The organism is Acinetobacter sp. AM, assembly GCF_003105055.1.
Classification (GTDB): domain Bacteria; phylum Pseudomonadota; class Gammaproteobacteria; order Pseudomonadales; family Moraxellaceae; genus Acinetobacter; species Acinetobacter tibetensis.
This window is the reverse complement of the sequence record NZ_QETG01000001.1, coordinates 1-20,137: the sequence shown is the minus strand read 5'-3', so window position 1 is coordinate 20,137 and position 20,137 is coordinate 1. Positions and strand designations below refer to the sequence as shown.

Sequence of the window (20,137 nt, the reverse complement as noted above, 5' to 3'; positions counted from 1 at the left end):
ATCGTTGCTGAAAGTGCTTACATCATAAAGAAAAAGGAGCACTTTGTGGTGCTCCTTCCGTCGAATAGTTAGTTGGCATTTCTAAAGGCGGTAATGTTGTCTCTTACACGTTGCCACTCAGCACCGAGCGCTAAAGTTTCACCAATTTGAATATTCGGGATTTTACCGCGCATGCGTTTTAAACGTTGCTGATTTGGTAGGGGAAGTTCAGTCATGCCTGCCAAAGCGATACATTGCGCAGCACGATCATTACATACCAGCCCCATATCACAGCCCGCTTTCAGTGCAGCTTGAATGCGAGCATCGGCACCGCCCGCAACACAGGCCGCTTGCATGCTTAAGTCATCAGAGAACAGTACGCCATCAAATTTCAATTCTTGACGAAGAATGTTTTGAATCCAGAACTCAGAGAAACCTGCTGGGTTCGGATCGACCTGCTCATAAATCACGTGCGCGGGCATTAAGGCATCAAGCTGAGGCATCAGTTGGATAAAACTTTGCATGTCTTTGGCAAAGATTTCCGCATAAGGACGTGAATCAATGGCAGCCGCGACATGTGAGTCTGCCTTCACTGAACCATGCCCAGGGAAGTGTTTGCCTGTTGAAGCCATACCTGCACGTTTCATACCGTTCAGAAAAGCACTGGCAAGCGGCACAATGTCTTGCATGTTTTTGGCAAAACCACGGTCACCAATCACATCGCTAATGTCATTTAAGTCGAGCACAGGGGCAAAGCTAAAATCAATCCCAACAGCCAAAACTTCTGTTGCCATGAGCCAACCACATTGTTCAGCAAGGTCTAATGCCTGCTCAGCATCTTTTTGGTATAACTCACCAAAGCGACCCATGGCAGGAAGTAGGGTAAAGCCTTGTCTTAAACGTTGTACACGGCCACCTTCCTGATCGACCGCAATTAAAATTTCAGGACGAATTTGACGCATATGATCGGTCAGTGCACGGACTTGTTGTGGGGACTGAATATTTCGTGCAAATAAAATCACGCCACCGACTTGCGGAGCTTGCAATAGTTCAATATCTTCTTGGGTAAGTTCTGTGCCAGCGATGTCTAGCATCAATGCGCCAATCATATCGGTGTCCGTGTTTGAATTATTTAAATAAAGAAGCTGAAGGGATCAGCTTCCGCGAAACAATACCCGAATTCTGCAATGATTTGCTACATTTTGTCAGCACAGATTATGATAAAACTACACGACATAAACATATTTAGTTGTTTAAGATGTTGAATCTGCACCATTCATGTTGAATAACGACGCAGTAATTTTGGTCAAAAACCAAGGAAGTACAAATTATTTATGAAACTTCAAACAATAGCTTGTGCAGTTGCCATTGCGACTGGTGGTTTGTTTTTCACACACGCAATCAATCAAGCAATTGCAGCCAACGATACCGCTGTAGTCTCAAAATCTGTCGTGCCAACAAAAGAACAAGCGCTAGTTTCACGACAATTGGCAACCTTAGTTGACCGTCAACATTATTTAAATATGCGTTTGGATGCAGATACTTCGAACCGCATTCTCGATTTTTATCTGGACAGTTTAGATCCAGACCATACAATTTTTCTGAACTCAGAAGTTGAGCAATATAAGAAACAATATGGTGCGACCTTTGGCGCAGCATTAAAAGCAGGGGATTTAACTGGTCCTTATGCCATTCATGCCCAATATCGTGAACGTTTGACACAGTTTTATGCGTTTATGTTGGCAGAGCTGAAAAAAACGCAAAATTTGAATCAGCCAAATGTTTATATTGATGTTGATCGCGAAAAAGCAGCTTATTTTAAAAATACTCAAGAGCAGCGTGTCTATTGGCAAAAAATGCTGGTGTCACAACTCATCAATTTGAACATTAGCAAACAAGAAGAGCAAGCCAAGCAAAAAGTTCTGAAAGATAATCCAGAACTCGCCAATGGACAGGATCTAACCAGTCCAGAAGACCTGACTCCAGTACAAACCCTGACTAAACGCTATACCCGTCAATTGGAACGTATTAGCCGTACCAAGAGTGATGATGTTCTGGATAAAACCTTAAATGCGATGATGCTGACCTATGATCCGCACAGCAACTATTTCCCACCTGTTGATGCGATGGAATTGAACCGTCAAACGACCTTACAGTTAGAAGGAATTGGGGTATCCATTCGCCCAGAACGTGGTAATGAAGACTACACCAAGATTGAAACCATTGTGGATGGTGGTCCTGCAAGTAAAACAGGGCAAGTGAAGTCAGGTGACCGCATTATTGGTGTGGCGCAAGATGGCGAAAAAATGATTGATGTTGTCGGTTGGCCAAGCAATGAAATTGTGGGGTTGATTCGTGGTAAACGTGGCACCAAAGTGACGGTACGTCTATTGGCAGCGGGTGCTTCAATGAACCAAGCACGTAATGTCATCATCGTACGTGATGTGATTCAGGAAGAAGATGCTGGAGTACGTTCACGTGTGGTTGAAGTGAAACGTGATGGTAAAGTGCACCGGATGGGTGTCATTGAAATCCCATCTTTTTACTTGAACTATCGCGCGCGTCGTGCGGGCAATGAATATCGTTCGGTGTCAGAAGATACCAACAATGCCTTGAAAGATCTGCAAACGAAAAATGTAGAAGGCATCATTATTGATTTACGGAATAACCCTGGTGGTTCTTTAGAAGAAGTGGCGCGTATGCTAGGGCAGGTGATTAAGTCTGGTCCAGTGGTACAAATTCGAGATGGCAATGGCAATGTCAGCGTGTTTGAAGATGATGACGGTGGCGCGCAGACCTATGCGGGTCCGTTGGCAATCTTGATTAATTTGGCTTCAGCTTCGGCCAGTGAAATTTATTCTGCTGCCATTCAAGATTATGAGCGTGGCATTGTCATTGGGAGTACCACTACAGGTAAGGGTACGGCACAGGTCCAATTAGACAGTTTGGCTTATGGACAGGCGACCCTAACTCAGCGTAAGTTCTACCGTGTCACAGGCGGAAGCACACAAAACAAGGGTGTCATTCCAGATGTAACGTTGGTGGATATCTATAATGAAGAGTTTGGTGAACGTAAAGCGAAGAATGCCTTGAAATGGGATACCATTCCGACAGCACCATTTAAGAGAGAAGGCTCCGTTAAACCTTATGTACAACAACTTGATCAAGCTTCTGAACAACGCGTGAGTGTTGAGCCACAGTTCAAATATTTGGAACAGCGCAAAGCGATTGCGAAAAAATCGGATGAACAAAAACGTATTGTTCTCGATATGGATCAACGTAAAGCGGAGTTGACAGCACTAGAGCAAGAAACTTTACAGGCGGAAAACCAACGTCGTCAGGCGACAGGACAAAAGCCATATGCAAATTGGGAGAGTTACCAAGCATCTCTAGATGCATTGGCGGAGTCTCGTGCCAAAATGAAAGCAACGCAACGCCCTGCATTACCTGAAGAGGAAGCATTTGTGACCGAAGCGGCGAATGTATTGCTGGATTATGCGAAAATACCGAAAGTGAAGTCCTAATTCTTTAGCAGGATAGACCTGATTTAAAGCCAGTCCCATCGGACTGGCTTTATTGTATTCTGAGTGTTAAAAAAGGCATAAAAAATAAATGGATAACAGTCAATTATGATAATATTTTTTCAAAATAATCAAGAATAAACACTTGACCAAAAGGATAGAGTATTAGATTCTAAACAGGATTATAAAATTTGAAAAAACTTACCGTTTTTTATCGCTTGAGAGCTCGACTTTGAATGTATTGATAAAAAAAAGATGACCTAAACGGAAGCTTTATATGGTTCATATACATTATGATTTAAGCCTAGTTATAGGTTCTATTTTATTTGCTTTGTTGGCATGTTTAATGGTCGTGTCACTCGAGCAATTATTATTTCGTGAGCCACAGCAGAAGCTTCACAACGTAATTTTGGTGACCAGTGGATTGGTGCTTGGGGTTGCCATTTGGTGTATGCATTTTATTGCTATTTTCGCCTACCATTTCCCAGAATCATTTACTGTAGATTTGGGGCTAACTTTAACATCTTATTTAATTGCATTTATTGCTTCGACATTTGCCATATGGCTGATTACCCGTCCAACCTTATCATTTGCACGTCTCATTATGGGGGCGGTATTAATGGGATTGGGTATCTCTGGCATGCACTATACAGGGATGCTTGCATTAGAATTGCCGTCTTATCATATTCAATACGATGCCATGTTGGTGGTATTTTCAATTATTTTTGCAATCTGTGGTTCAGGCTTAACCTTCTGGTTAACATTTAAATATAAAGCTGCAATCAAATATAAATTCTGGTTAAAACTAGGTATTGCATTAATGATGTCGACGACCATTGTCGGTATGCATTTTAGTGGTATGGCTGCTACCAAGTTTGTGAAATATGCCACCGATTTGATCATCTTAAACCAATCGGGGTATAGCTTAATTTTATTCACCGTATTATTGGTGACTTCTCTGATTTTTATTGCCGCTTTTTTTGTCGCGGTGTTAGAGCAACGCTTAGAAGAGCGCAACTTACAATTATATACGGCAAACCAAGAGCTGGCGAAACAAGCGGTTCGGGATAATCTGACCAAATTACCTAACCGGTTGTATTTAGCTGAATATGCGCACTTTCTATTTACCAATCACCGTTATAATGACCAAAAAATTGCTTTTCTTTTTATTGATTTAGATCGATTTAAGGGGGTGAATGATGTCTTCGGTCATCATGTTGGCGACCAATTGTTGGTACAGCTTTCAAGCCGTATTCATGCCCAATTGAATGAACATCAAAAATTACTCCGTATTGGTGGTGATGAGTTCTTGATGGTGATTGAAGATGCAAGTTTAGAACAAGCCGAACATATGGCAAATGTTGCACTTGAGCAAATTCAAAATAGCTTTTTGATTGCAGGGAAGGAAATTAATATCTCGGCAAGCGTTGGTATCGCGATGTTTCCTGAACATGGCAATAATTTGCAAGATTTACTAATCAATGCAGATGCGGCCATGCTTTCCTCGAAATATCAGGGTCGCAATACCTATTCGGTGTTTAACTATACGGTAGATCAGCAGGAAACAAAAAGTTTAACTAAATTAATCAATGATTTATATAAGGCTGTGGAAGAGCAGCAATTTATCTTGTTTTACCAACCTAAATTTACTACTCGCGATCATCAAATTTGTGGTGTAGAAGCATTAATTCGTTGGCAGCATCCAACTTTGGGGCTATTAACCCCAAATATGTTTATTCGGGGTGCTGAAAAGACCGGACTGATTATTGAAGTGGGCTATTGGGTACTGGAACAAGCGTGCCGTCAGATTCAAATTTGGGAAAAAAATAATGCACCGTTTTTCCCTGTTGCTGTAAACCTTTCTGCTGTGCAATTTGAACACAAGCATTTATTCACCAACCTAGAACAGTTATTTGAAAAATATCAAATTGATCCAAGTCATTTGATGATTGAAATTACAGAAACGACAGCGATGCATCATATTGAATCCAGTATTTTGAGTTTTGAGCGTTTGCGTCAAATGGGCATTAAGTTGGCAATTGATGATTTTGGTACAGGCCATTCGAGTTTTCTGTATTTAAAAAATCTTCCAGTGGATGAGCTGAAAATAGATCGTGAGTTTATTTATGATTTAGAAGTTGATTCTAAAGAAGAAATGATTCTAGAAAGTATTATTCAACTGGCGATTAAACTCGGTTTGGTGGTGACAGCTGAAGGGGTGGAATGTGCCTCACAAGCAGAAATTTTATCGCGTTTAGGTTGTCAACAATTACAAGGCTATTTACTCGCTATGCCCATGGAAGTCGAGCAACTCGAGCTTTTAACCATCAAATCGTGAAACGTGGGGATGGAGGTAATCTGATTTTGATTGCTTAAGATGACGTTTATTCGGCGCGATTCAATTCTCAAGCACCAGTTTACGTTACATACAGATGCGATTGCGCCCATTCGCTTTGGCTTGATACATGTTTTCATCAGCCAGTTTCATGACGGCTTTAATATGAATGGAAGTGTCAGGCCAATGTGCAAGACCAATGGAAATGGTGATTGGACCAATCCCTTCAATTAAAGTCGATTCTAATTTTAGTCTTAGGCGTTCTGCGAGTTTATAACCAATATTCAAATCGGTACTTGGTGTTAAAACAATAAATTCTTCACCACCGAAACGGCAACACACATCATTATCGCGGAAGTTGGCTTGAATCAGTTCAGCTACTTTTTGTAAGACCAAATCGCCTTTGTCATGTCCATAGGTATCATTGACTTGTTTAAAGTGATCAATATCAATGGCGATCACACAAAATTGGGTTTTGGCATTGATCAATTCTTGAGTAAATACATCCATGCCACGACGGTTATAAAAGCCTGTCAATGGGTCAGTATTGACATGGTAATTTAGCTCATTAATCCGCTTTTTAAAGTTTTGAGCACTCAGCAGTAAAGACAGGCGGAATTTTAAAACTTCAAAATACCAGGGTTCAATGCTTTTAATTTTTTGATCGATATCTGGGGTATTCAATACACTGGCCATTTTTGCAAGCTGTTCTAGTGGATTGGAAATGAGATAGGCAATACGCCACACAATAAAGAAAATAACTAAATAAAAGATCGACATACCGAACAAAATTTTATAAACAATACTGGTGGCTTGTTTTAAGAGTACCGCAGTGGGTTGTTGGGAAACGATGATCCATTTGGTTGACGGTACATAGGCAAAACCCGCGAGATTTTCATGCCCTTGGCTATTTACCAATTCCATTTTTCCATACTTGGTCGCTTGAATGTGGGCAAGCCCTGAGTTGTGCGTGACTGTTTCACCAATACGTTTAGGATCAGGATGAAAAATAATGCGATTGTATTGATCAAGCACATACATATAACTGTTTTGATAATTATATTTGATACTGAGCAATTCGCGGATTAGATTATTATTCTTTAAATACAATGCTCCGCCAATAAAACCGAGATATTGGTGGTTTTGGTCAAAAATTGGTTGTGAGATAAAGACGATTAAATTATGTCGAATTGAATAATAAGGTGGTGTGATAACAGGGGCTTTTTTTTCTAATGACAGTTGAATGCCGTAGGTTTTATTGACTTGCTGTTTATTAAATGCCAAATGCTCTGGTGCATAACTGACAAAGCGTCCATGTTTATTGATGATGACGACACTGTCAAAAAAATCGGATTGATAACGTAAGCGATTGACTTCATTTTGCAGTGTGTTGGAATCATCAAAAGAATGACCCAGAATGTCTGCACTATATGCCAGTTGCTTGACTAAACTTTTAAATTGTAAGTCCGTTCCTTGGGCAATTTTTGAAGCATAATCAAAATTGACAGACAATGAATTTTCAATCAGTTGTTGACGCTGAATGTAGTAGCTGACGGCCAGTGAAATCACAAATAGGCTAAACACACTAAACATCGCAAGAAAAAGAATTAACTTTCTCAAATCTAGATTGAGTTTTGAAAGTAGCCTTTGCAGAATGGTCATCACAATATGGGTCAAGTGCTGTTGAAAATGTCGTGTGTGCTAAATGCTGTCGAGTGACGATATTGGATTGAAAGTCAGTCTGAATAAAACTTGTTTTACATTGAACAATGTATAGAGAAACGAGATAAAAATCTAGTTTTGATGAAATTTATCTATGCGTTTAACACATGTATGACTGGTCAACTCAGAGATTAAGTATTATATTGTTTTTGTAAATATATTTTAATTTTTTGTATCATAATTAAAAAATCTGTTCTTAATTAAAGGTTTAACTGAATCTGCATAATCGACTGTCGCAATGTTTGATTTTCTCCGAGGCAATTATGAACATACAACTCTTAGGGATTGGCTCAGAAACCGAGCAGTTAAGCGCTTGTAGACTTTCATTGCTGTTAGGGATCACATCACCACAGAATCAAATTTCGAGTTTTCTCAAATTGGCGCGGCAACTGCTTGCTGTGGATTATGCTGTTTTACAATTTTATAATGAGCCTTATGCATGGGTGTCAATGCAGTCGGGTTTAAAAGCCTATGCCAGTTCCCCATTGTTTCCCAGTTTGGTCAGACAAGCGTATATCGATGAGCGACATCCTGATTATTCAATTTTCTTAACAGCAATTTCAACTTTAGGCTTGGTATCACAGCCTCGTTTAGTGGTTTTGAATTTACAAAATAGCGAAGGTGATTCGGTCGGTCACGTGGCTTTGTTTGACCATCAAACACAGGCATTTATGCAAGATCAAATTCAAATGCTGCAAGAGTTATTTGCCAGTTTAATGCAGCATATTGAACTTAAAATTGATCATGCAGAACTGAAAGAAATGTATGAGCAGCAGTCTGCATTAAATTTTAGTAAAACCAAATTCTTCCAAATTATTGCACATGATTTACGTGCCCCATTTCATGGCTTGCTTGGATTTTCAGAGGTTTTAGCCCAAGAGCGGAGCAGTTTGGATGAAGACAGTATTCAGAATATTGCAGACTATTTGCATGACACGACGCAATCGACATATAGCTTATTAGAAAGTTTACTCAATTGGGCAATGGCAGAAGGTGGGCGTTTTGTCTTCCATCCGATTAATTTCCAGTTAAAACAGGCTTCAAAAATTGTTTTTGATGTGCTGAATGGCTTAGCCGTTAAAAAGAAGATCCAATTGATTAATGCTGTACCCGAAGAAATCAAAGTCTTTGCCGATATTAATATGGTCACTTCGGTGATTCAGAATTTAGTTTCCAATGCGTTAAAGTTTACGCATATGGATGGCTCTGGCGTAGTCAAAATTTCTGCTGAAGTCACAAGCAAAGGGGTTGAGATTGCGATTCAAGACACAGGTTTGGGTATGACTGCACAACAAATTGAACAGCTATTTCAACCACGGTTAACGGTCAGTTTTAAAGGCACGGATGGCGAAAAGGGCATGGGGCTTGGTTTAGTACTGTGTAAACGCTTTGTAGAAATTAATCAGGGCGAAATTCAAGTGCAATCCAAAGAGGGGGAAGGTACTTTATTTAAAGTGACTTTACCGCAAGCAGAATCTTATTTAGCCCTAGGTCAAAACCAAAAGAAAAAAGAAACTTCGTCTTAATCACATCTCTTTTCCAGATGATTCATATTGTTCAAAAAAAACCTTCAAAACTATACGCATTCGGTAGTATCCCCGCATTTGATTGAGTACACTCGAGCTGGAGTCGACGTCATACTTATGCCCAATATCAGCTCAGATTATTTCGAAATATGCTTATTGTTCAATCAGAACTTTGCTGATCAAAAGAGCCATTGATGGTCGAATCAGGATTAAAACAGCAATGATGAGTCCAGATATTAAAATTAAGATGTCATGAAGCTCGATGGCTTAAAAAAGTTGAATCAGGCATGTGCCAAAGAAGGAGAGTAGCTCTTGATGAACGCTGAACAATTGCAAAAAACGTTGTGTGCGAGCCAGTATGCAGAACAGGTCTTGGCAATCCATACAACCTTATTAGAACAAGATTATGGCGTTGATCAGTTTCAGACTTCATTAACCACCCCACAAATTTTTGCACAAGTTCACCAAGAATTAGACAACGTAGAAGATGAAACCACATGGCTACGCTTAAGTCGAATTTTGCGGGCACGCCTTATGTTTCGCTGGATTTGGCAAGATGCGAACCAATTGACCGATGTTGTAACCTTAACGCGGGAGTTATCTGATTTTGCGGATGCGATGGTTTGTGCAGCGAAAGATTTTGCGCGTAAACCTCTGGTTGCTAAGCATGGCGAGCCAATAGGTTATAGCGGTAAAGTCCAAGATTTGATCGTGATTGCCATGGGAAAACATGGTGCACAAGAGTTAAACCTATCGAGTGACATCGATCTGATTTTTGCCTTCGATGAGCAAGGCGAAACCAATGGACGTAAATGCATTGATGTTCAGCAGTTTTGTATTCTTTGGGGGCAAAAGCTGATTTATTTACTGGATCACATGACTGCCGATGGTTTTGTGTTCCGTGTGGATATGCGTCTGCGTCCGTGGGGAGATGGGTCTGCGCTCGCAATTAGCCATGTGGCTTTGGAAAAATATTTGAGCCAGCACGGACGTGAATGGGAACGTTATGCTTGGATTAAAGCGCGTATTGTGACGGGTGGCAAGGAAGGTGATGAGCTACTTGCCATGACGCGCCCATTTGTATTCCGACGCTACGTTGATTACACCGCATTTGAAGCCATGCGCGAAATGAAAGCCATGATCGAGCGAGAAGTGGCGCGTCGTAATATTGAAGATGACATTAAACTGGGTGCAGGCGGGATTCGCGAAGTTGAATTTATCGTACAAGTTTTCCAATTAATTTATGGCGGTTCAAAACTCGAGTTGCAAGATCGTCAATGTTTGGTGAGTTTGCATCATTTGGGTGAGGTCGGATTACTTGACCCACAAGTGGTGGTTGAACTGGAAGATGCCTATTTATTTCTGCGTCGAGTAGAACATGCCATTCAGGCCTTAAATGATCAACAGACGCAATCTTTACCCTATGAGCCTGAACTGCGCCAACGTATGGTAGAAACTTTGGGCTATGCTGACTGGCAAGCATTTCTGGATGTGCTCGACCAAAAGCGCGCTAAAGTCATTTATCAATTCGAGCATTTGATTAAAGAAAAAGAACCTGATCCATTAATCGAGAGTTTTGGTCAGCTAGAACAACGTTTACAAGCCGTACTGGATGATGATGCCAAAAATTTAGTGCATGAATTTTGGTATGGCAATGCTTTGAAAAAACTGCCTGCAAAAGCTGTACAACGTTTGAAAATGTTCTGGCCGCATTTGATTGAGGCAATTTTAGAGTCGGATAAACCACAAACGGCTTTATTGCGTTTAATGCCTTTGGTCGAATCGGTAATGCGTCGTACTGTGTATCTGGTGATGTTGATCGAAAGTAAAGGTGCGCTACAGCGTTTAGTCAAAATGGCCACTGTGAGTCCGTGGATTTGTGAAGAATTGACGCATTATCCCGTATTGCTAGATGAATTTTTATCGATGGATTTTGAATTGCCCCGCCGTCAGGATTTACAAGATTCATTACGTCAGCAATTACTGCGCATTGAACTGGATGAAGTCGAAGACCTGATGCGAGTGTTGCGTCTATTTAAAAAATCTAATGTTTTGGCAGTAGCAGCCAGCGATGTTTTAGCTGAAAGTCCACTCATGAAAGTCTCTGATGCCTTAACCGATATTGCTGAAGTGTCTGTGAATGCAACTTTGAACATGGCATATCAAATGGTTGCGAAAAGACATGGTTTTCCACTCGATAATGAAGGGCAGCGCTGTGCCATTGACCATATGGCTTTTGCCGTTGTGGGCTATGGTAAGCTTGGTGGCATTGAGTTGGGCTATGGTTCAGACTTGGATCTGGTGTTTATTCACTATATGGATGAACAGTCAGATACCGACGGACCAAAATCTATCAGTGGTTTTGAATTTGCCATGCGTGTGGCGCAAAAGTTTATCTCATTGATGACGACACAAACTTTAGATGGTCGGGTCTATGAAATTGATACCCGCTTGCGTCCTTCGGGGGAAGCAGGTGTGCTTGTCACTAGCTTAAAAGCATTTGAACAATACCAGCTTAAAAATGCGTGGTTGTGGGAACATCAGGCATTGGTACGCGCACGCTCGATTGCAGGTGAAGAAACGTTGCGAGATAAGTTCGAGCAACTGCGCTGTCGCATCTTAACGCAACCAAGAGATGAGGCAAATGTGCGCGAAGAAGTACTCAAAATGCGCCAAAAAATGAAAGACCATTTAGGCTCTTCTAAAGAACAGCAAAAAGATGGAATTTTTCATTTAAAACAGGATGCAGGTGGTATCGTTGATATTGAATTTATGGCACAGTATGCTGTGTTAGCCTGGAGTGGGTCGAATTCCGATCTCGCCCACTACTCCGACAATGTACGAATCCTTGAAGACGCTGCAAAAGCAGGTTGCTTATCCAGTAACGATGCAACAGCATTGATTCAAGCTTATCTCAGTGAACGAGCCGAGAGCCACCGTTTAGCGCTTGCGAATCAATCCATGCAAGTCAATGCTGCGGACTGGCACAATACCCGCGTGATCGTTTGCAAGTTATGGCAAAGATTAATAGATCCAACCGCTACGGCTATGTTGGATAAAAATGACAGTATATAAAAATTTGGAGTGTGTGCCATGAATTTGGCTGATCGTGATGGTTTTATTTGGCAAGATGGACAATTGGTTGATTGGCGTGAAGCGAAAGTTCACGTTTTAACGCATACTTTGCACTACAGTATGGGTGTCTTTGAAGGTGTGCGTGCTTACGAGACACCAAAAGGTACAGCGATTTTCCGTTTAAAAGACCACACTAAGCGTTTGCTTAATTCTGCAAAAATTTATCAAATGAAAGTTCCATTTGATCAAGCGACGCTAGAACAAGCTCAAATTGATGTGGTTCGTGAAAATAAATTAGCATCTTGCTATTTACGTCCGTTAATCTGGATTGGTTCTGAAAAACTAGGTATTGCAGCGACCAACAACACCATTCATGCAGCAGTTGCAGCATGGGGTTGGGGTGCATATTTGGGTGAAGAAGCTATGGCGAAAGGGATTCGCGTAAAAACTTCTTCTTTTACGCATCACCATCCAAACGTGACGATGTGTAAAGCAAAAGCATCTGGTAACTACACCTTGTCAATTCTTGCTCACCAAGAAGTTGCACATTCTGGTTATGATGAAGCAATGTTAATGGATCCTCAAGGTTATGTATGCCAAGGTTCTGGCGAAAACGTATTCTTGATTAAAGATGGCGTGTTACATACCCCAGATATCTCTGGTGGTGCGCTTGACGGTATTACACGTCAAACCGTAATGACGATTGCTAGAGATCTTGGTTATCAAGTTGTTGAGCGTCGTATTACACGTGACGAATTCTACATTGCCGATGAAGCATTCTTTACGGGTACTGCTGCGGAAGTAACGCCAATTCGTGAATATGATGACCGTCAAATTGGTTGCGGTGCACGTGGTCCGATTACGACTGAAATTCAAAAAACCTATTTTGATGCAGTTCAAGGTCGTAACGACAAATATGCACATTGGTTGACTTACGTAAACTAAGTTGATCGGTTAAGATCAAAAGGCGAGACTTCGGTTTCGCCTTTTTTTATTGAAATTTTATCATGGTTTAAGTTTATGCATATTGTCTATGTTAGTGATGGAAAGGCGGGACACCGTTCACAAGCACTCGGCTTGTTTAAAGCTATACAAAGACAATCCTCAGAAACCGTGAGTTTTGAAGAGATTTCGATCGATGGCTTAGCCATATTCCCTTTGTTGGCAGGGCTCTTTCGCAGATCGATTTCGCAGTTTAAAACACCCCCCGATTTAATTATTGGAGTCGGTAGTCACACGCAATTACGTGTACTGCTACTTGGGAAAATTTATGCACAAGCCAAAACTGTGATTTTAATGAAACCGAATTATCCATTCGCTTGGTTCAATTACAGTGTGATTCCAGCACATGATGATGTTCAAGCATCTGATCATGTGATTGTGACCCAAGGGGCACTGAATCCAATTGTGAATGAACAGCGCCACCAATCGGGGCGGATTTTAATTGCTTTGGGTGGTTCATCTAAACGCCATCAATGGCATGAGGATAAAGTCTTTGCATCGCTTGAACACATTGTGAAGCAACATCCGAATAATGAAATCATTATTACAACCTCGCGTCGAACACCTGAGCAGTTTGTTGAACGCTTGAATACATATCCTTTTTCATCCCATGTACGCTTTTTCCCAGTAGAACAGACGCCGCAAGGCTGGATTTTTGAAGAAATGCAAAAGGCAGAGGCGGTTTGGGTTACGGAAGATAGCGTTTCGATGATTTATGAGGCATTGACCGCCGGTTGTCGAGTTGGGGTCATTGCTATGGATCGGATGAAACAAGATCGTATTACGACTTCGGTAGATGGATTATTGGCGAAAGGAATTGTCTCGAAATCGCTCTTGTTAGCCCAGTTACCTGAACCAAATGCTTTTAAAGAAGCAGAGCGTGTGGCAACATATCTTTTAGCAAAAAATTAAATTTTTTATTTTGAGTAAATAAATGAAAATATTGCATATTGCGAATTTTGGCTTTAATAAACAAGGCGCGCATTTTTACTGCACAGACCGTAAAATTTCTGCCGGATTAATTGAAAATGGCCATTTCGTCTATGACTTTAGTTTTCGTGACATGGCTCGCATGGGAACCATTTTTAAAACAAAAAAACTGGGTGCCAATTGGGCGAATAAAGAAGTACTAAAAGTTGTTAATAATATTGAACCTGATCTGGTACTCATTGGGCATAGTGATTTAATGAGTCCTAATGTTTTAAAACAGATTAAAGAATCTTATCCAAATACTAAACTTGCATTTTGGTATGTTGACCCGCTTTATCTCGAAAGCAAACTCGATTTCGTAAAAGCATTTTCGCCTTATCTGGACGCTATTTTCTGTACAACAGGTGGCGAATATCTACAAAAATTAAAGCAGCCTCATTTAAGCGTCGCCTATTTGCCAAATGTGGGTCACCGTAATGTAGAAACGCTACAACAATTTTCAAACGCTAACACAGACAAGACTGTTATTTTCTGTGGCGTGGTTTATAAAGAACCTGAGCGTGAGAAGTTCTTAAAAGATTTGGCAGATGCATTGAAACAAGGCCATGTGAACTATCAATATTATGGTTGCTTTGAACAGCCAGGTGTTTACGGTAAAGGTTATTATAAAGTTCTATCTGAGACAAAAATGGGACTCAATTACTCACGCCGTAATGATGTAACCTTGTATAGTTCTGACCGTATTGTACAACTGACCGGTAATGGTTTACTCACCTTTAGCCCAAGAATTCCTGGCTTTGAAAAACTCTACACTGAGCAGGAAGTGGTTTACTTTGATGATCAGTTCGACTTGGCCAAAAAGATACAATTCTTTGATCAGAATCCAGAGCAAGCTAAAAAAATAGCGAAAGAGGGATGGGAGAAAACACGCAAATCTTTCAATGCTAAGCGCATCACCCAATTTATGGTTGAAGTGACATTTAAGCAGCCCCTTTCAGAAAATTATGAATGGTCACATGAGGTTTATGCATGATGTGGTTTTTGTACGTTGCGGTAGGCCTACTAGCACTTGCTGCACTGTTATATGTGCTGGGTAATTATACATTTTGGCTTCCGTTTCGTTCGAGCAAACTACCTCGTATTGTCATGTTGCATCAGGTGACCCCTAAAGATGCGGCCTCTGGCATGAATATGCCTCCTGAAAAGTTTGAACAACTCTTACAGTTGTTGACGCGTAAAGGGGCTACTTTTTGCTTTGTCTCTGAGCTTGAACAATATCGTGGTCAAAAGAACGTTGTTGCTTTAAGTTTCGATGATGGGTTTATGGATAATTATCTATATGCCTATCCATTACTCAAAAAATATAATGCAAAGGCAACCATTTATTTGGCTACGCAAATTGAAGGAATCGAAAAGCTAACTCATGAGCAAATCCATGAAATGGCAAGTTCTGGCTTCATAGAGTTTGGTGCGCATACACAACATCATGTGAATTTACTTAAGCTTGATGATCAAACCGCTTATGATGAAATGCTTCAATCTAAAAAAGATGTTGAAGCTTTGGTTGGAAAATGTCCTAGCTTTGCCTATCCATTTGGTCGATTTAACGAAAAGCACCAGAAAATGGCGCAAGAGATTGGCTTTAAAAACGCCGTATCAACTCGTAAAAAAATCGAAGCGTACGAAGCAATTAATCAATTTAATATTCCACGTGTCAGCACGCATGGTGCCATGAATGCTTTACAGATGCGTATCGCCCTTGCTAAAGGACGTTATAAGTTATGAATAAAATTCCATGTAGTGTCTATATTGTCACTTTAAATTGTGGCGCTTGGTTAGAGCGAACTTTGCAAAGTGTCAGTGATTTTGATGAAGTTATTATTTTAGACTCAGGCAGTACTGACAATACTTATGAAATTGCACAGCACTTTGAAAATACGCAAATTTCTCATCAAGACTGGCAAGGCTATGCTGGGCAAAAAAGTTTGGCTCTAGCAAAATGCCGAAATGATTGGGTACTCAATTTAGATGGTGATGAAGTCTTATCTAAGGAGTTAAAACAAGAAATTGTTGAAACGATTCAACAGAATAAGCTTGATGCATTAATCACGCCGATTAATGATGTTTTTTTAGGTGTCCCAAACAGTAAGCATACTAAAAAACATGCGAAAGTACGTTTTTTTCGCAAGTCTAAAGGACATTATGACCTTGCCAATAAAGTCCATGAAAATGTAATTGTGGATGGTGAATCTCAGCGCGCTCAACATGATATTTATCATTATGGCGAGTCGAGCATTTTCGTTAAAGTCGAAAAAAATAACCAATATTCCAACTTAAAAGCGTTAGAGAAATACCAAAAAGGAAAGTCTCCAAGCGTTGCTAAATTGGTTTTGGTGATGCCTGTGACTTTTATGAAGTCTTATTTTATTCGCCGTAGTTTCTTAAATGGTTGGCGTGGTTTCGTAAATAGTATGATTAACGCATTTTATGCATTTCTAAAAGAAGCCAAACTATTTGAACAGACGATGAATAAAGATAAAAATAAGTAGGCAAGCTATGAAAATTGTTCAGGTATTGGCAACTAGTGGTGGAGTTGGTGGCTTAGAGCAGCACACTTTTAATCTTGTTAATGAACTCGCTTTAAACCATGAAGTACATGTGATTGCACATCCTTGCTATGTAGATAAATTTAGCCAACAGGTACATTTTCATGCGGTTGATTTTGCTCGTAGCCGTTGGAATATCTTTTTACTTTGGCAACTTAAAAATCTGATCCAGCAAATTCAACCTGCCATTGTTCATGCACAAGCAGGAAAGGCGGCTGAGCTGATTGCCCGCATTAAGCCATTTTTATCTGGCCCCAAAATTGTAACGACGGTACATGGCACTAAAAAGAATAAATCCGCTTATTTAGCTGGTGATGCGGTTATTGCAGTGAGTCAAGCACTCACACAAGGGATTCCTGAGTCTAAAGCACATGTGGTTTACAATGGGGTTTATCCTCAACCCGCCCTTACAGTTGAAAATCAAGAAAAATTACTTCAATCGATTCAAAAAGATTTTGCTGAGCTAGACCCTAGCAAAAAAGTTGTCATGTGTATTGGACGTCTAGAACCAGTAAAAAATATCAGTTTATTGATTGAGTCGATGCAACATATCGATGCCAATTTATGGATTGTAGGCGATGGTTCACTTCGATCAAGTTTAGAGAAACAAGTCAGTGAACTGAATATGCAAAATCGGGTTGCTTTTCTCGGCTTTAGAACTGATGCGCGTGATCTGATTCAGTTGGCAGATGTTGTAGTTTTATCTTCTGACCGTGAAGGTTTTCCGCTCGTGATGGTAGAAGCTTTACAGGCCGATAAAGCTATGGCTTCAACTAAAGTGAATGGTGTGATCGAGTGGCTGCCAGAACAATATCTAGCAGAAATTGGAGATGCTCAAGGTTTAGCAAAAGCGATTAAATGTGCGCTTCAACCTGAGGCTCAAAACGACTTTGCCCCTTTGTATGCAAAAGCCAAGGCTGAATTGACTGTACCAGCCATGGCTGAGCAGACGTTTAATATTTATAAAGGCCTGCTGAAAACTTAATTATTTTTTGGTGTAAGGCGGATGGCATCAAGTACCACGAAGTTATCTTCGACATTAATGGTATGGCAACCGTCATCTGCCTGATTCCAGTCTGGTAAAACCACTTCTAGTAATTTTTCTTCATAGGCTGTTGGGCTAAGCTGAGTAATCGCTTTTAATTCGATATTGCCGCCATAACGTTTTAAAGAATCTTGGCTTGGTCGAACCAGTTGTCCTTTATAAACAAAAGGTTTGCCTGCCATACGGAATTGCTGACTACCTCGGCACACTGGATTCATTGGGTGCTCTTGCCACTTGGGATTCAAAATATCTTCGGTAAAGAAAAGGTCTAAGCGGTCACCGAACTTCTTACAATCACGACGCGTTGAGGTAAAAAGATACCATAAGCCTTCATGATAAAAAGGTGTACTGTCGACTGCTTCGATATTCTCGATCAGATTAGAATGCTTTTCCCATTTCAGTGGAAACTCAGTACATTTCCAAAGCTCAATAGTTTTATTAGCCGAAGTCTCAGGAATCATGTACCAAGTGTCTTCTACTTTAAATACACAAGGATAAGAAAGGTGATAGTCGAGTTTTAAAATAGTCTCAGGTGGGGTGTAGGTTCCATCTTTAAAAACTTCTAAAACAGAAAGAAAGCCTACTGGATGCTGATCATCAACTTCTTCAAAAAAAATGAAATGACGGCCATTTTCATAAGCATAAAAGCTATCTGCAAATGTAAACTTTTTAGGGGAGTGGATCTCAAAGAGTGAATCTAATTGCTCAAGTGTTGTAAAAGGTTGTTCTAACCAGCCGAAACGCATATACCAATGAGAGTCAAAAGATTTTGCTTTTTTTGCTTGTTGGTATTTGTACCATTTTTTTAATAATGTACGTTTCATATAGTTAAGTAAAGACATAAGGCTATCTATCTAATTTTATATCAGTTATTATACTAGATTAGTAGAATATTGGTCTATATCTATTATATTAGCTAGTAAGTCTACTTTTGCCCAGTTTATGTTGGGGGCTTAACTTGAGTTATTATATTTTTTCGCTCGAGTAACTTTTTAGAGTTATTTTAATATATAACAGCTATGGTGGGAAAATGAAAATTCTTCATACTTTACATTGGATTCAATTTGCTGGTACAGAAAAAGTATGTGTTGATTTATGCAATGAGATGAGTAAAGAGCACCAAGTTTATCTTTTAAGTAATGAAAAAATTCTCCCTTACCTAAATAATGAAATACAGTTAATCGACTTTGATTTTGAAAAAAATCGTTATAATCCGCTATTCTTATATCAAACTGCCAAGCTATTAGATAAAATTTCTCCAGATATCATTCATTGTCATAATACTAAAGAAATTGAGATTATGAAGTATGCTCAATTTTTTTTGACAAAAAAAATCCCAATTATTGCCACTAAACATACGTTGCAATATAAAAAGAAATATAATCTTGCAGATTTATGTGTCGCTATTTTGGAAGATACTAAACAACTGTTAAAACAAGAATCGATCATTATTAAAAATGGTATGGCATATCAACCTCCAACTAAAATTGCTCGTCCTAATAAATTTTATATTGTGCTATCGGGTCGTTTAGACAAGATGAAAGGCTTTGATATTGCAATAGAAGCTCTTTCATTACTTAATTTTGATTTTGAATGCCATATTTTTGGTCAGGGCGAGGAGCAGGCTAATTTACAACAACAGATAAACGCCCTTAAATTGCAGGATAAAGTCTTATTAAAGGGTTTTAGTAATCATATTAACGATGTGCTATATAGTTGTGATTTACAAATTATTCCATCACGTTTTGAACCCTATGGACTTGTCGCGATCGATGCTATTTATTATGCTCCCTTAATGATTTCCTCTCATACAGGGATTAGCGAGCAAATTTTGTCAGAGATATTAAAATTTGATAGCAACCCTCAAGCTTTATCAGCAAAAATAACTGAAGTTTATAGCAATTATTCTAATTTTGTTGCTATATTTGAACAAATAAAAGCTACTAAAGATATATTTAGTATTGAAAAAATGACCACTAGTTATTTAGAGTCATATCAAAATTTAATCGCTAGTTATGGCTCCAATTGATTCGGTCAAGTACTCTCTAATAACACAAATAGTAAGTAACCTTTGTTTTGAGAGTACTTTGAAAAAGGATATACCTGCAATTACCTGTCATAATATTATACTACATGTGGTGTTATTAGGGTAAGAGATCTTTCTTGAAAAACTAACCATATTTCTAGACTATATATTTAATTAATTATATTGAAGGTATTAATGATCAGACATTGAATTATATTGGAAGTTTGTGATTAAAATAAACCAAAATATATGTAAAGATGGTTAGGGCGTGTCCTCATTTGAAAAATAGATTTTAAAGACTTAATATAATCTTTCAAATTCCTTATATTTCTATATATTTCAATGGCACGTACCCTTTTAACAGATGATA

The 20,137-nt window shown here is 39.5% G+C and carries 14 protein-coding genes; 11 read left to right on the top strand and 3 right to left on the bottom strand.

Translation table 11 applies throughout. The annotated features are described in order from the left end of the window. Nucleotides 1-68 precede the first annotated feature (68 nt). Nucleotides 69-1,088, bottom strand: coding sequence for a beta-N-acetylhexosaminidase (nagZ, locus tag DCO44_RS00070; protein ID WP_116758608.1), 1,020 nt, complete (start codon nt 1,086-1,088; stop codon nt 69-71). Nucleotides 1,089-1,313: 225 nt separating this feature from the next. On the opposite strand from nagZ, the gene DCO44_RS00065 reads away from it, so the two are divergent. Both DCO44_RS00065 and DCO44_RS00060 read left to right on the top strand, forming a co-directional pair. Then, on the top strand, nt 1,314-3,503 hold the full coding sequence (locus tag DCO44_RS00065; protein WP_116758607.1) for a carboxy terminal-processing peptidase: 2,190 nt from the start codon (nt 1,314-1,316) through the stop codon (nt 3,501-3,503). Nucleotides 3,504-3,777: 274 nt separating this feature from the next. Continuing rightward, nucleotides 3,778-5,838, top strand: a complete 2,061-nt coding sequence (locus DCO44_RS00060; protein ID WP_116758606.1) for a putative bifunctional diguanylate cyclase/phosphodiesterase — start codon at nt 3,778-3,780, stop codon at nt 5,836-5,838. Between the two features lie 84 nt (nt 5,839-5,922). Here DCO44_RS00060 and DCO44_RS00055 read toward each other — a convergent pair whose 3' ends face one another. Beyond that, complete coding sequence (locus DCO44_RS00055; protein WP_116758605.1) at nt 5,923-7,497, bottom strand: sensor domain-containing diguanylate cyclase; 1,575 nt, start codon at nt 7,495-7,497, stop codon at nt 5,923-5,925. 323 nt (nt 7,498-7,820) lie between these two features. On the opposite strand from DCO44_RS00055, the gene DCO44_RS00050 reads away from it, so the two are divergent. The 8 genes from DCO44_RS00050 to DCO44_RS00015 all read left to right on the top strand — a co-directional run bounded on the left by DCO44_RS00050 (nt 7,821) and on the right by DCO44_RS00015 (nt 17,681). Beyond that, the gene (locus tag DCO44_RS00050; RefSeq protein WP_116758604.1) at nt 7,821-9,083 is read left to right on the top strand and encodes a sensor histidine kinase; all 1,263 of its coding nucleotides are present in this window, start codon (nt 7,821-7,823) and stop codon (nt 9,081-9,083) included. Between the two features lie 315 nt (nt 9,084-9,398). Further along, nucleotides 9,399-12,158, top strand: coding sequence for a bifunctional [glutamate--ammonia ligase]-adenylyl-L-tyrosine phosphorylase/[glutamate--ammonia-ligase] adenylyltransferase (glnE, locus tag DCO44_RS00045; protein WP_116758603.1), 2,760 nt, complete (start codon nt 9,399-9,401; stop codon nt 12,156-12,158). Between the two features lie 18 nt (nt 12,159-12,176). Further along, nucleotides 12,177-13,103 carry a branched-chain amino acid transaminase gene (locus DCO44_RS00040; protein ID WP_116758602.1) on the top strand — a complete coding sequence of 309 codons (927 nt, stop codon included), beginning with the start codon at nt 12,177-12,179 and terminating at the stop codon, nt 13,101-13,103. Between the two features lie 75 nt (nt 13,104-13,178). Further along, nucleotides 13,179-14,072, top strand: a complete 894-nt coding sequence (locus DCO44_RS00035; RefSeq protein WP_116758601.1) for a mitochondrial fission ELM1 family protein — start codon at nt 13,179-13,181, stop codon at nt 14,070-14,072. A 22-nt stretch (nt 14,073-14,094) separates the two neighbouring features. Next, nucleotides 14,095-15,123 carry a glycosyltransferase gene (locus DCO44_RS00030; RefSeq protein WP_116758600.1) on the top strand — a complete coding sequence of 343 codons (1,029 nt, stop codon included), beginning with the start codon at nt 14,095-14,097 and terminating at the stop codon, nt 15,121-15,123. After that, a complete protein-coding gene (locus DCO44_RS00025; protein WP_116758599.1) occupies nt 15,120-15,875 on the top strand; it encodes a polysaccharide deacetylase family protein in 756 nt (251 codons plus the stop codon). Before DCO44_RS00030 ends, DCO44_RS00025 begins: the two co-directional genes overlap by 4 nt. Next, on the top strand, nt 15,872-16,639 hold the full coding sequence (locus tag DCO44_RS00020; protein ID WP_116758598.1) for a glycosyltransferase family 2 protein: 768 nt from the start codon (nt 15,872-15,874) through the stop codon (nt 16,637-16,639). Before DCO44_RS00025 ends, DCO44_RS00020 begins: the two co-directional genes overlap by 4 nt. 7 nt (nt 16,640-16,646) lie before the next feature. Beyond that, nucleotides 16,647-17,681: a glycosyltransferase gene (locus DCO44_RS00015; RefSeq protein WP_116758597.1), complete on the top strand. Its 1,035-nt coding sequence runs from the start codon at nt 16,647-16,649 to the stop codon at nt 17,679-17,681. On the opposite strand, the gene DCO44_RS00010 is transcribed toward DCO44_RS00015, so the two are convergent. Beyond that, entirely contained in the window at nt 17,678-18,565 is an 888-nt protein-coding gene (locus tag DCO44_RS00010; protein ID WP_116758817.1) for a hypothetical protein, read from the bottom strand. The genes DCO44_RS00015 and DCO44_RS00010 overlap by 4 nt on opposite strands. A 206-nt stretch (nt 18,566-18,771) precedes the next feature. Here DCO44_RS00010 and DCO44_RS00005 point away from each other — a divergent pair, with 206 nt between their 5' ends. After that, on the top strand, nt 18,772-19,770 hold the full coding sequence (locus DCO44_RS00005) for a glycosyltransferase (protein ID WP_116758596.1): 999 nt from the start codon (nt 18,772-18,774) through the stop codon (nt 19,768-19,770). The last annotated feature ends 367 nt before the right edge of the window (nt 19,771-20,137 follow it).